The 12,661-nt window shown below is 67.4% G+C and carries 11 protein-coding genes; 9 read left to right on the top strand and 2 right to left on the bottom strand.

The window, feature by feature from the left end; all coding sequences use genetic code 11:
- Positions 1-19 precede the first annotated feature (19 nt).
- Positions 20-451 (top strand): PaaI family thioesterase, encoded by a 432-nt coding sequence (locus ACK41C_RS15720; protein WP_409656150.1) that lies wholly within the window; start codon positions 20-22, stop codon positions 449-451.
- Here ACK41C_RS15720 and ACK41C_RS15715 read toward each other — a convergent pair whose 3' ends face one another.
- Positions 452-865 (bottom strand): hypothetical protein, encoded by a 414-nt coding sequence (locus ACK41C_RS15715; RefSeq protein ID WP_409656148.1) that lies wholly within the window; start codon positions 863-865, stop codon positions 452-454.
- A gap of 142 nt (positions 866-1,007) precedes the next feature.
- Between ACK41C_RS15715 and ACK41C_RS15710 the strand changes: the two genes are divergently transcribed.
- The 7 genes from ACK41C_RS15710 to ACK41C_RS15680 all read left to right on the top strand — a co-directional run bounded on the left by ACK41C_RS15710 (position 1,008) and on the right by ACK41C_RS15680 (position 8,354).
- Positions 1,008-1,592 carry an ANTAR domain-containing response regulator gene (locus tag ACK41C_RS15710; RefSeq protein WP_409656146.1) on the top strand — a complete coding sequence of 195 codons (585 nt, stop codon included), beginning with the start codon at positions 1,008-1,010 and terminating at the stop codon, positions 1,590-1,592.
- Entirely contained in the window at positions 1,589-2,836 is a 1,248-nt protein-coding gene (locus tag ACK41C_RS15705) for a CmpA/NrtA family ABC transporter substrate-binding protein (protein ID WP_409656144.1), read from the top strand. Before ACK41C_RS15710 ends, ACK41C_RS15705 begins: the two co-directional genes overlap by 4 nt.
- A gap of 276 nt (positions 2,837-3,112) precedes the next feature.
- Positions 3,113-4,309, top strand: a complete 1,197-nt coding sequence (locus ACK41C_RS15700; RefSeq protein ID WP_409656142.1) for an alginate export family protein — start codon at positions 3,113-3,115, stop codon at positions 4,307-4,309.
- A gap of 15 nt (positions 4,310-4,324) precedes the next feature.
- Positions 4,325-5,656: a CmpA/NrtA family ABC transporter substrate-binding protein gene (locus tag ACK41C_RS15695; RefSeq protein WP_409656140.1), complete on the top strand. Its 1,332-nt coding sequence runs from the start codon at positions 4,325-4,327 to the stop codon at positions 5,654-5,656.
- Between the two features lie 8 nt (positions 5,657-5,664).
- Positions 5,665-6,552: a nitrate ABC transporter permease gene (gene ntrB, locus ACK41C_RS15690; RefSeq protein WP_409656138.1), complete on the top strand. Its 888-nt coding sequence runs from the start codon at positions 5,665-5,667 to the stop codon at positions 6,550-6,552.
- A 13-nt stretch (positions 6,553-6,565) separates the two neighbouring features.
- Positions 6,566-7,345, top strand: a complete 780-nt coding sequence (locus ACK41C_RS15685) for an ABC transporter ATP-binding protein (RefSeq protein WP_409656136.1) — start codon at positions 6,566-6,568, stop codon at positions 7,343-7,345.
- 214 nt (positions 7,346-7,559) lie between these two features.
- A complete protein-coding gene (locus ACK41C_RS15680) occupies positions 7,560-8,354 on the top strand; it encodes a hypothetical protein (protein WP_409656134.1) in 795 nt (264 codons plus the stop codon).
- A 1,004-nt stretch (positions 8,355-9,358) separates the two neighbouring features.
- Here the strand turns inward: ACK41C_RS15680 and ACK41C_RS15675 are convergent.
- Entirely contained in the window at positions 9,359-11,053 is a 1,695-nt protein-coding gene (locus tag ACK41C_RS15675; protein ID WP_409656132.1) for a bifunctional protein-serine/threonine kinase/phosphatase, read from the bottom strand.
- A gap of 283 nt (positions 11,054-11,336) precedes the next feature.
- On the opposite strand from ACK41C_RS15675, the gene ACK41C_RS15670 reads away from it, so the two are divergent.
- Positions 11,337-12,551 carry a nitrate/nitrite transporter gene (locus ACK41C_RS15670; RefSeq protein ID WP_409656130.1) on the top strand — a complete coding sequence of 405 codons (1,215 nt, stop codon included), beginning with the start codon at positions 11,337-11,339 and terminating at the stop codon, positions 12,549-12,551.
- Positions 12,552-12,661 lie beyond the last annotated feature (110 nt).

Raw genomic sequence — 12,661 nt, 5'->3', positions numbered from 1 at the left:
TACACGGCTAAGCTGCATCATGCCCGCGCTCCAGAACAACACCGACGCCGAACGCCTGAACAGGGCCAATGTCGGCAAGCTGCCCGGCCATCTGGGTTTGGAAATCGAGGAGGCGTCCCTGGGGCGCGTCGTCGGGCGGTTCGCCGTGCGGCCGGATCTGGTGGCGCACACCGGCTATCTGCTGGCGGGCGCGGTGCTGAGCGTCGCCGACATCCTCTGCGCGTACGGGGTGTCGACGGCCTGGCCGGAGGGGGCCAGCGGTTTCACGACGGCCGAGGTGAAGTGCAACTTCGTCGGCACCTTGCGCGAGGGCGAGGCGCGCTGCACGGCCAGCCTGCTGCACGGCGGGCGCACCACCCAGGTCTGGGACGCGGTCGTCGAGGACGCGGCCACCGGCAAGCTGATGGCGGCCTTCCGCTGTACGCAGGTGATCCTCTATCCGCGAGGCTGATCAGGGCGCGTAGCTGGAGCGCGCCTTCACGCCCCAATGGCCGTCTTCGCAGGTCACCACATAGATGGAATCGAAGCCGCCGATCACGCTTCCGTCCTTGCGGTAGCGGGTGAAGCGGGTGTCGATGTGGACCTTGTCCGGGCCGGCATGGATCACCTCCCGCCGCTCCCAGGCCGAGTGATCCCATTCCGCCAGCGCCCCGCGCTCGAACATGCCTGGCTTGTGAAAGCCCGGCTCGATCAGGGTCAGGGTGTTGGAGGCCAGGCGCACGCTGGGGAAGTTGAAGGTCGCCTCGAAGGCTTCCACGTCGCGGGCGTTGAAGGCGGCCATGAAGTCGTCGAGGCAGGCCATGGCGGCCTCGATCTCGGCGGCGTAGGGCTGGGGCAAGGCGTCCTCCCGTCGGTTTCCGGCCATGTTCGCCGCCTCGCCGACGGAGTCAAACCAGGCGGCGCCCAAGCTTTAGGCGCCGATGCGCTTTCCCTGGGCGCGGTCCTTCGCGCCGGTTGCCTCGCCGCCCGGGCGCCTCCACGGCTGGCGCGTCGCAACGAAGGCGGGGATGAAGGTTCTCATAATCGATCCGGACGAAGCGCGGGCAGCGCTCGTCGCCGAAGGCCTGGCCGACGTACGCCCCCTGGACGTGCGCCGCGCGCCTAGCCTGGAGGCCGTGGAGGGGGAGCTGGCGAGCCTGGCCCCCGACGTGATCGTCATCGCCTGCGACAGCCCCGACCGCGACACGCTCGAAAGCCTCCGCGAGGCGACGGCGGTCAATCCGAAGCCGGTGGTGATGTTCGTCGACCGGTCGTCGCCCGGCCTGGCCGAGGCCGCGGTGGAGGCGGGGGTCGCCGCCTATGTGGTCGACGGCCTCTCCGCCGGGCGGGTCCGGCCTGTGCTCGAGGTGGCCATGAGCCGCTTCGAGCTGATGCAGAAGCTCAGGACCGACCTCGACAAGGCCAAGGCGGACCTCGCCGCCCGCAAGGCCGTGGAGCGGGCCAAGGGGCTCTTGATGAAGGAACGGGGCATCGACGAGGACCAGGCCTATCGCCTGCTGCGCAAGCTCGCCATGGACGCCGGCCGGCCGATCGGGGCGGTGGCCAGCGACCTCCTCACCTTCGCGGGCGTGCTGAAAGGGGAGGGGAAATGAGCCTGGAACGGACCAACCTGCGCCTGGGCTTCATCGCTCTGAACGACTGCGCGCCCCTGGCCGTGGCGAAGGAGAAGGGCATCTTCGAGGCCGAGGGCCTGTCGGTGGAGCTTTCCAGGGAAGCCTCCTGGGCCAATATCCGCGACAAGGTGGCCATGGGCGCGCTCGACGGCGCCCACATGCTGGGGCCCATGCCGCTGGCGGTGGGCCTGGGCGTCTGCGGCGAACCCACCCGGATGATCGCGCCCCTGTCCCTGAACCTGAACGGCAGCGCCATCACCGTCTCCCGCCGCCTCGCCGACGCCATGCGCGCGATCGATCCCGGGGGCATGGCGCAAAGGCCCCGTTCGGCGCGGGCGCTGGCCCAGGTCATCGCCGAACGGAAGGCGGCCGGCGAGGCTCCGCTGATCTTCGCCGTGGTGTTTCCCTTCTCGGTGCACAATTACGAGCTCCGCTACTGGCTGGCGGAGGCGGGGATCGATCCGGACGCGGACCTGCGGATCGTGGTCACCCCGCCGGCCCGCATGGCCGCCCGGCTGGCGGCGGGCGACATCGACGGCTTCTGCGTCGGCGCGCCCTGGAACGCCCTGGCGGTCGCCGAAGGGCAAGGCGAGATCCTGGCCTACGCCGCCGAGCTCTGGCGGGTCGGCCCCGACAAGGTGTTCGGCATGACCGAGGCCTTCGCCGACCGCAATCCCGCGACCCTGCGCGCCACCTTGCGGGCCCTGATCCGCGCCGCCGTCTGGGCCGACGAGCCCGGAAACCGCGCCGAACTGGCCGCAATCCTGGCCCACGGGCGCTATGTGGACGCGCCGGAGGAGGTCGTCGCCCGATCCCTGACCGGCGCGCCGCCCTATGCGCCAGGGGAGGCGGGACCGGAGGATCAGGACTACATCATCTATCACCGCTATGCGGCGAGCTTCCCCTGGCGCAGCCACGCCGTCTGGTTCCTGACCCAGATGCTTCGCTGGGGACAGATCGGCCCCGGCGCCGACATCGGCGCGGTAGCCGAGGCGGTCTATCGCCCCGACCTCTACCGCGCTGCGGCCGCTGAACTGGGCGTGCCGGCGCCGCTCGTGGACGAGAAGGTGGAAGGCCTGCACGCCTCGCCCTGGACCCTCGACGAGGCCACCGCCCCGATTCCCATGGCGCCGGATCTATTCTTCGACGGCGGGCGGTTCGACGCCGCCCAGCCCGAACGCTACGCCGCGGGCTTCGCGATCGGCCGCTTCAGGAGCAGCTGACGAAGCCGCGTCGCACATTTGTTGTGCGTCGCAGCGTGAAAAGGCGCCGCCTGGCTGGGCAAACAGCGTCATTCGAAGCCGCAGCGAGGCCTTTTCTTGCCGCCTGCCGCCGTCCGGCGTCCTCCTTGTCGCGACATCGCGGGGCAAGGGCGTCTCGCGACAGGCCGTAGCCGGCCGCCGGAGCGAACCGCTCCGGTCTTGCAAGGACAACGACGTCCGCACGGGGAGCCCCCCCGGCGGGCGTTTTTTCATTTCTGGCCTTTGAGGGGGATGACAATGGCCACAACGACCGCCCGGCTGACCGCCGGCGCGATGCTCGCCGCCCTGGCCGGCGGCGCCCACGCTCAGACCTTCACCGAGGCGCTCGCCGCCGGAAAGCCGATCCTTGAAATCCGGCCGCGCTTTGAAAGCGTCGATCAGGCCAATCTGGCCCGCGACGCCGAAGCCTTCACGGTCCGCACTCGGCTCGGCTGGGAAACCGGCTCCTGGAACGACCTGAAGGGCCTGATCGAGTTCGAGGACGTCCGCCAGCTTGGCGGCGAACGCTACAACTCGGGGATCAACGGCAAGACGCTCTACCCCGTCATCGCCGATCCCGAGGTCACCGAGCTCAACCGGCTGCAGGCGACCTGGACGCCCAGCAAGACGTTCTCCGCCACCCTGGGGCGGCAGCGAGTCCTCTTGGACGACCAGCGCTTCGTCGGCGCCGTCGCCTGGCGGCAGGACGAGCAGACCTTCGACGCGGTCCGCGCCGACGCTACGCTCGGCAAGGTGAAGGTGACCGCGGCCTATGTCGCCCACGTCAACCGCATCTCCGCGGAGGCCGCCGACTGGGATTCCGAAAGCTGGTTGGTCAATGCGGCCATGCCGGTCTCGACCGCCTTCACGCCCCAGGCCTTCGTCTATGCGCTCGATTTCGACGATGCGCCGGGCAATTCCAGCCTGACCTGGGGCCTGCGCGCCACCGGGCGCTGGACGGCGGGCGATCTCGTCTTCGCCTATGCGGCCAGCTTCGCGCGGCAATCGGACTACGGAAACAACCCGGCCAGCTTCGACCTCGACTACCGTCAGGCCGAGCTTTCGGTCACCCGCGGGATCGTCACCGCCAAAGCCGCCTACGAATCCCTGGAGGGGAACGGCGCGCGGGGCTTCTCCACGCCGCTCGCCACCGCTCACGCCTTCCAAGGCTGGGCCGACGTCTTCCTGACGACCCCGGCCAACGGCGTCGAGGACGCCAACCTGACCCTGACCCTGAAGCCCAAGCTCGGCGACAGGCCGCTGGAGCTGACCGCCCGCTACCACAGCTTCCAGGCCGAGCGGACGGGCGCGGACCTGGGCGAGGAGCTCGATCTCCTGGCCTCGGCCGCCGTCACCAAGCGCCTCACCGCCCTCGTCAAATACGCCGACTACGACGGAGTCCCCGGCTTTCCGAGCCGGCGGAAGGTCTGGGTCGGCTTTGAATTCAAGCTCTGACCGGGAACCGCACCCATGACCGACGCACCGAAAACCCCCTCCCGCCGCTGGCTGCTCGCCGGCGGAGCCGCCGCGGCCGGGGCCCTGACGCTCGCCGCCTGCGGTCGCAAGTCCGAGAGCGCGGCCGCCTCGGCCGAGGGCAAGGCGGCCCTGCCGTCCGGCGCCTTCGCCGAGGGCAAGGGCCCGGAAGTCACCGGCGCCAAGCTGGGCTTCATCGCGCTCACCGACTGCTCGCCCCTGATCGTCGCCAAGGAGAAGGGCCTCTTCGCCAAGTACGGCCTGCCCGACGTGGAGGTGCTGAAACAGGCCTCCTGGGGCGCCACCCGCGACAACTTGGTGCTGGGCTCGGCCGCGGGCGGAATCGACGGCGCCCATATCCTGACGCCGATGCCCTATCTCCTGACCACGGGGCAGGCGACCGGCGGCAAGCCGACGCCGATGTACATCCTGGCCCGGCTCAACCTGAACGGCCAGGCGATCTCCATCGGCAACGACCTGAAGGCGCTGTCGGTGGGGCTCGACGCCAGCGCCGCCAAGGCTCGCTTCGCCGAGCTGAAGGCCAAGGGCAAGCCCTCGCAGGTGGCCATGACCTTCCGCGGCGGGACCCACGACCTCTGGCTCCGCTACTGGCTGGCGGCGGGCGGCGTCCATCCCGACAAGGACGTCTCCACCATCGTGATCCCGCCGCCGCAGATGGTGGCCAACCTGAAGGCGGGCACTCAGGACGCCTTCTGCGTCGGCGAGCCCTGGAACGGCCAGACCGTCAACCAGCAGATCGGCTATTCGGCCTGCGTCACCTCGGAGCTCTGGATGGACCATCCGGAGAAGGCGCTGGGCCTGCGCGCCGATTGGGTGGACAAGAACCCGATTGCGGCCAAGGCGCTGCTGATGGCCGTGCAGGAGGCCCAGCAGTGGTGCGATCCTGTGGAGAACCGCGAGGAGATGTGCCGCATCGTCTCCGGCCGCCAATGGATCAACGTGCCCCTGGCCGACATCCTGCCCCGGCAGCTGGGCGAGATCGACTACGGCTCGGGCCGGGTGGAGAAGGCGAGCGCCCATGTCATGAAGTTCTGGCGCAACGACGCCAGCTTCCCCTTCAAGTCGCACGACCTCTGGTTCCTGACCGAGGACCAGCGTTGGGGGGTGCTGCCGGCCAGCCTCGACGCTCGCGCCCTGGTGGACAAGGTCAATCGCTCCGACCTCTGGCGCGAGGCCGCCGCCGCCATCGGCGCGGCCGCTCCGGCGGGCGACAGCCGCGGCCGCGAGACCTTCTTCGACGGCAAGGTCTTCGATCCCGACAACCCCAAGGCCTGGCTCGACGCCCAGCCGATCAAGTCATTGGCATGAGGATCGCCATGAGCGCCGCACACATCGCCGCCGACCCGCCTCCGGCTCCCGTTCGCACCGCCGAGATCGTGCCCCTCCCCGACAGGGGACCCGCGCCCGCGGCCAAGGCCGCCGCCTGGGGCCGCCACGCGGCCGCAGCGATCCTGCCGCCGCTGCTGACGGTGCTCGCCGCCCTGGCCCTCTGGCAGATCGCCGCCGGCGACGGCGGCGGGCTGCCGTCGCCCACCGCCATCTGGTCGGACTCGAAGGACCTGATCCTCGATCCGTTCTTCGACCACGGCGGGGTGGACAAGGGTCTCTTCTGGCATGTGGGCACCAGCCTTTCCCGGGTCGGGGTCGGCTTCTCCCTGGCGGCGGTCTGCGGGGTGGCGCTGGGCGTGCTGATCGGGGCCAACCCATGGGCGCACCGGGCCTTCGACCCGCTGGTCCAGGTGCTGCGGACCGTGCCGCCGCTCGCCTGGCTGCCGATTTCGCTGGCGGCCCTGCGCGAGGCTCAACCCTCGGCCCTCTTCGTGATCTTCGTGACCTCGATCTGGCCGATCGTCATCAATACCGCCGTGGGCGTGCGGAACATCCCGGCCGACTACGCCAATGTCAGCCGGGTCCTGCGCCTCTCGCCGCTGGAGCATTTCGCCAAGATCCTGCTGCCGGCGACGGCGCCCTACATCTTCACCGGCCTGCGGATCGGCATCGGGATGAGCTGGCTGGCCATCGTCGCCTCGGAAATGCTGCTGGGCGGGGTCGGCATCGGCTTCTTCATCTGGGATCAGTACAATTCCTCACGCATCTCCGACATCGTCGTAGCGCTGGTCTGGGTTGGCCTCGTCGGCTTCGCCCTGGACCGGGCCGTCGCCCTCGCAGGCCGGCTCGTCTCGCGCGGCACGGCTGCGTCGTGAAGGGAGACCGCACATGACCAAGGCGTTTCTTTCCATCGAATCCCTGGGCGTCGCCTTCGGCCGGGCCGAGGTGCTGCGCGAGGTGAACCTGAAGGTCGAGGAGGGCGAGTTCGTCTCCATCATCGGCCACTCCGGCTGCGGGAAATCGACCCTGCTGAACGTGGTGGCGGGCCTCGTCCCGGCGACCACGGGAGCGGTGATCCTCGACCGCCAGGCGGTGGAGGAGCCGGGCCCGGACCGCGCGGTCGTCTTCCAGAACCACTCCCTGCTGCCCTGGCTCAGCGTTTACGAGAACGTCCGGCTGGCGGTGGACAAGGTGTTCGGCGGCAAGAAGAGCCGCGCCGAGCGTCGGGAGTGGACGCTGCACAACCTGGCCCTCGTCCAGATGAGCCACGCCGCCGACAAGCGCCCGGGCGAGATCTCCGGCGGCATGAAGCAGCGGGTCGGCATCGCCCGGGCGCTCGCCATGGAGCCCAAGGTGCTGCTGCTGGACGAGCCGTTCGGGGCGCTGGACGCGCTCACCCGCGCCAAGCTGCAGGACAGCGTCATGGAGATCCACGCCAAGCTCGGCAACACCGTGCTGATGATCACCCACGACGTCGACGAGGCCGTCCTGCTCTCCGACCGCATCGTGATGATGACCAACGGCCCGGCCGCTACGGTCGGCGAGGTGCTGAACGTCAGCCTGGCGAGGCCCCGCCAACGGCTGGAGGTCGCCTCAGACCCGGCCTACCTGGCCGCTCGCGGCGCGGTGCTGGAGTTCCTCTACGCCCGGCAGGCGGCGGCCGCGTGACGCCAACATCGAGCTTCGCCCCATCCGTCGTTTGAGGTGGTTTCAACCTGCTGTTTCGGTGATCTAGCTCCACATCAGCTCGAGCGATGGACCAGCGGCGCCATTTCCCAGAATCGTGAATGAGTCCAGCGCCTCGCGGCTTGACGCACACGTATAAGGTGTATCACGCTGACCCTCCACCCCCAAGTACTATCGAGGTCGCAGGAGCATCTAGATGCTGATAGAATCAGGCGAGATGTTTGGAGGTTCTCTTGGGGGTGGAGTTATCCCACTATCAGCACCCACAGAAACATTTCCAGTCGTGACGGATGATCTGGAAGTGACTGATATGTCGGATAGCTACCAAGTTGATGAGATAACCGTTTTTGGAGAGCGGTTTTCAAGAACGATGCCAATGACACCAAATCCCGAGTTCAATCTCGCTGGAGCGATATTTGCATATTACAACGGATTGGGGTTTGAGCAAATTGGATTCGATCTTAACGGTGTTATGCATGGTGCCTTTGATCAATCAAGCGATTTTAACGGTAATGGAGTCCACGATGAATTGGATCAAGCGATAACAATACTTCTAGCTACAGGCGGACAGGAATATGGCGAGGGATCTGGCACTGGGAGCTTCCCGGAGCAAACGGAGGGGAGTCAGGTAATTTTTACTGCCGTTGATACCTTCTTCGCCTCCAAACTTGGTGGAGGTATTGCGATCGGGGTTTATTATTATACGGGCTCCGATGGTCATACTTATCGGGGATGGTATGGCACAATTTCGGGAGGCGTAGGCATCGGCGGCAGTCTAGGCGCTCAATTCGGCGCCTCCGAAAGTTTGAACAGTTTCTTCGGGCTCTCAGGCAGTATGACTCTGCAAGGCCCTCCACCGGTGCCTGTTCAGCTCAACATTCCGATGCTGCCTAATACATCGGGAGTGGCCATCGGTGCAGGGTTGGGTCTCGGAGCTATAGCCACGGTAGATGGCACCTTTCCGATTGGTTCTCCAATAAGAATTGATTAGGGGATAATGGGATGTTCCCAAAATCATTCTCCGAATGGGTAGAAAGCCTTCTCTCTATAGCAGGGGCGCTGATATTTTTTTACGCTGGATATCAGTTTGCTATGATATCGAATAACTTAAAGCCGGAATCGGCCATGATTGGGCCGGCCGTCCTATTTGTCGTTCTGGTTTCGGCGGCTTGTCTCTCGAAAATTTATAATAACCTAAGTCGCAAGAAATCCGAAGGTACTGGGGAGAGATAGCCACAGGGATTTGGCAATGCAAAGTATCGGTGCTGTTGGGGTGGCCGTGTCACTCTGTGGTGCGGCCATAGCTGAGTTATCTCCACCCCATTGGCTTGGGGGGCTTGAAAAGGTAACGAGCACGACAATGATTGATGATCATAATGAGTTTGTTGTAGTTCGGGTGGCATGCACAGGCATGCCGGATGGATCATTGAAGGACTGTCGCGTAATCGAGTCTGTACCGAAGAATGGTGTGGCTGAGAAAATCGGACTCCAGATCATTTCACAACAGCGCGGAAGTCCACCTCAGGATTGGCCAGAGCATGGAAAGCTTCTGGAAATGGAAATTCGCGTTGGAGCTCCTAGGGCGACGTCGGGCGACAAAAGCTTAACTCCGCGTCTTTGACCAAATTCTCCTGCGGTGCGTTTGATGCAGGGGTGGTTTATCGTTCTCTCCTCAAAACCTTCTGCTTAAGATTGGCATCCTCTAAGCGGTAGGGAGCCAAACTCGGTAGGGCTTGGGAGCAGGATGAAATAGCTCTGCACGACCTGCGCGCTCAGGACCTATCGGCCTGCGTCCATTGGTGATTCCCAGACTGCGAGCCGTCGCACTGTGGACGACCGATGGGTACGTTGAGCGGTTCCGGCGCGACTAGAGCGCGTTCCGCAAAAGTGGAACCCGGTTTTGCGATCAGAACGCACTCAGACCCTTGAGTTCAGAGCACGATTCAACGGCCAGACGATTCCGTCTGACCGCATCGTGCTCTAGGTCGGTGATTACTAGCGCGCCAGGGAAATGATCAGCAGAACGAAAAGCACCACCGCGATCCCCTGCCAGAACCGCAAGGGATCGCGGTCGTAGAGCGAGAGGCGGTGGCGGCGGGCCGGGGCCGCGCCCGCCGCCCCGTTTTCCAGCTCGAAGGCCAGCTCGAACGCGTCCTGGAAGCGGTCGACAGGGTCGGGGGCGACTGCGCGGGCGAGCATGGTCTCCACCCACGCCGGCAGGTCGGGACGCCAGGCCGAGAGCGGGGTCGGGCGGCGATGCCGCGGCGTGGTGAAGGGCTCGATCTCGCCATAGGGATACCGGCCGCCGGAGAACATGGCGTAGAGGGTGACGCCCAGCGCGAAAATGTCCGTCCGCTCGTCGCCGGCGGCGCCTGCGAACAGTTCCGGCGCCATGTAGCTGGCCGTGCCCGGAATGTCGGGCAGGGGGGCGGTCTCCAGGTGCGGCAGGCGGGCCACGCCCAAATCGATCAGTTTCAGGCCGCCGCCCGGTTCCAGGATCACGTTTTCCGGCTTGATGTCCCGGTGAATGACGCCGGCCCGGTGCAGGGAGGCGATGGCCTTGGTCAGCTTCACGGCGACGGTCAGCCCCTGGTCCAGCGCGACCGGCGGCGCACGGCGCAGCCGGCGCTCCAGAGTCTCGCCGGCGTAGAACGGCTGGGCGAGATAGAGGCTGGTGCGACGCCGGGCGGGCAGGTCCAGCACCGCGCCCACGAAGGGATTGCGCACCCGGCTGGCCACCCACGACTCGCGCAGGAAAGCGGCCCGCGCCGCGGCCTCGGCGCCCAGCGCCTGGGGCTTGGGGAACTTGATCAGCACCGCCTCGCCGGTCTCGCCGTCGCGGGCGCGGAAGACCCGGCTGTAGCGGCCGTCGGAGATCAGGGCTTCGAGGTCGAAACCATCCACCGCGGTGCCGGCCTGGGGCGGTTCCAGCATCGGCAGGCCGGCGGTCTCCTGGCTGAGGTCGGCGACGTCGGCGGCCGGCAGTTCCAGCACGTCGACCACCAGCGCCGTGGCGTTGTCGTCGGATCCAGCGCCCAGCGCCGCGGACACCAGCTGCCGGGCGGTCGCCTCGGGGCCCGCGCGGGCGGCCATCAGCTCGGCGATTCGGCTGTCCGATAGCGCGCCGTGCACCCCGTCGCTCACCAGCAACAGCCGGTCGTGCGGCGCCAGATCCTCGCTGGCGTAGTCGATGCGCAGGTCCTCGCCGGCGCCCACCGCGCGGGTCAGGACGTTGGAGGTCCCAAGGACGCGATGGTCTTGGGTCAGCCGCATCAGCCGTCCCTCGCGCAGGCGATAGAGCCGGCTGTCGCCCACGTGCAGCACATGCAGGCGGCGGCCGCGCAGGATCGCCACGGTCAGGGTGCAGGCCATGCCGGAAAGGTTCGGGTCGGTCCGCCCCTGGGCGCGGATCCAGCGATGGGCGCAGTCGAGGGCGTGGGCGGCGGTGCGGCGCACGCCGCGGGTCTCGCTCGCTCCCAGATAGCCGTCGAGAACGGTGCGGACGGCCAGCTCCGCGGCCACGCGGCCGCCCAGGGCCCCGCCAACCCCGTCGGCGAGCGCGCAGGCGACGCCGGTCATCCGGTCCGCGGGCTCCAGCACGGCGGCGGCGAAGTCTTCGTTGCGTGGCCGGGGCCCGGCCTCGCTGGCCAGGCCGACGGCGACGCGCAGGCGGTTCGGGGGCGTCTGCATGGCTTTGCCTTGAGCGCGCACCTGGCGGCGCCTGTCCAGTTCGGCGCCCGATTTTGTGCAGGCGCGAAGGCGGGGCGCCGAATTCTTGCGCAGAGATCGGCCGATTGCGAGCGTCGGCCGCGGAATGGCGCCGCACAAGCGGGCGCCGGGGCCTAGATGGCGCCCATTCGGCGAGCCGTTTCGCCCGCGCCAACGGCGGCGCAGGCCCTCAGGACGCTCTGGACGACCGCCGCCTCCCCAAAAACGCCGCCGCCCTCGCGCGGCGCGGAAGCAGAGCGTACGAATGATCGGCAAGGAATTCTTCAAGGCGGGCCACACGCCCACCCTGGCCTCGGCCTTCCTCTATTTCGACATGAGCTTCATGGTCTGGGTGCTGCTGGGCTCGCTGGGCGTGCAGATCGCCCAGGACCTGGGGCTGAACCCGGCCGAGAAGGGGCTGATGGTGGCCCTGCCGGTGCTGGCCGGCGCGGTGCTGCGCATCGTCAACGGGGTGCTGGTGGACCGCATCGGCCCCAAGCGCGCGGGAACCCTGTGCCAGCTGATCGTGATCGGGGGCCTGTTGGTCGCCTGGCTGGCGGGCGTCGACACCTATGCCGAGGTGCTGGCGGTGGGCTTGGTGCTGGGCGTGGCGGGGTCGTCCTTCGCCGTCGCCCTGCCGCTCGCCTCGCGCTGGTATCCGCCGCAATATCAGGGGATCGCGCTCGGCATCGCCGGCGCCGGCAATTCCGGCACGGTCTTCGCCTCCCTGTTCGCCCCGGGGCTGGCACAGCTGGTCGGCTGGCAGAACGTGCTGGGCTTGGCCACCCTGCCGCTGATCGCCGCCTTCGTGGTCTATCTGATCTTCGCCAAGGACAGCCCGGATCAGCCCGCCCCCAAGCCGCTGACCGAGTACCTGAAGGTGCTGAAGGTCGGCGACGCCTGGTGGTTCATGCTGTTCTACGGCGTCACCTTCGGAGGGTTCGTAGGCCTCTCCTCGTCCCTCACCATCTATTTCAATGCGGAATACGGCCTGACGCCGGTGATCGCCGGCTTCTTCACCGCCGCCTGCGTGTTCGCCGGCTCGCTGGTGCGGCCCATCGGCGGGGCGGTGGCCGACCGGATCGGCGGCATCCGCACGCTCTCGATCATGTATGTCGTGGCCGCCGCGGCCCTGACGATCGTCAGCTTCGGCTTGGCCGACGTGCGGGCGACCTTGGCCGTCGTCATCGTCGGCATGGCCGCGCTGGGCATGGGCAACGGGGCGGTCTTCCAGTTGGTGCCCCAGCGGTTCCGCAACGAGATCGGGGTGATGACGGGCCTCGTCGGCATGACCGGCGGAATCGGCGGCTTCTACCTGGCCTCCAGCCTCGGCCTCGCCAAGCAGCTGACCGGCTCCTACCAGGCCGGCTTCCTGGGTTTCGCCCTGCTGGCGATCGTCGCCCTGGTCGGCCTGACCAGCATCAAGAAGCAGTGGCGCACCACCTGGGGCGCGGCCGGGGCGACGGCGGCGCGCATCTGACGGCGCCTGCCGATTGGGCGCCGGATGCACGACGGCGCCCGATTTTCGAGCTGGATGGAGCTTCCACCCCGGAGTTGAGCCCCCTTCGCCGCAGCGCAGCATGTTCCGCG

The sequence above is a fragment of the Phenylobacterium sp. genome, from assembly GCF_046290725.1.
Classification (GTDB): domain Bacteria; phylum Pseudomonadota; class Alphaproteobacteria; order Caulobacterales; family Caulobacteraceae; genus Phenylobacterium.
Note: the sequence above shows the minus strand (reverse complement) of the source record. Positions and strands in the feature narration are given on the sequence as shown.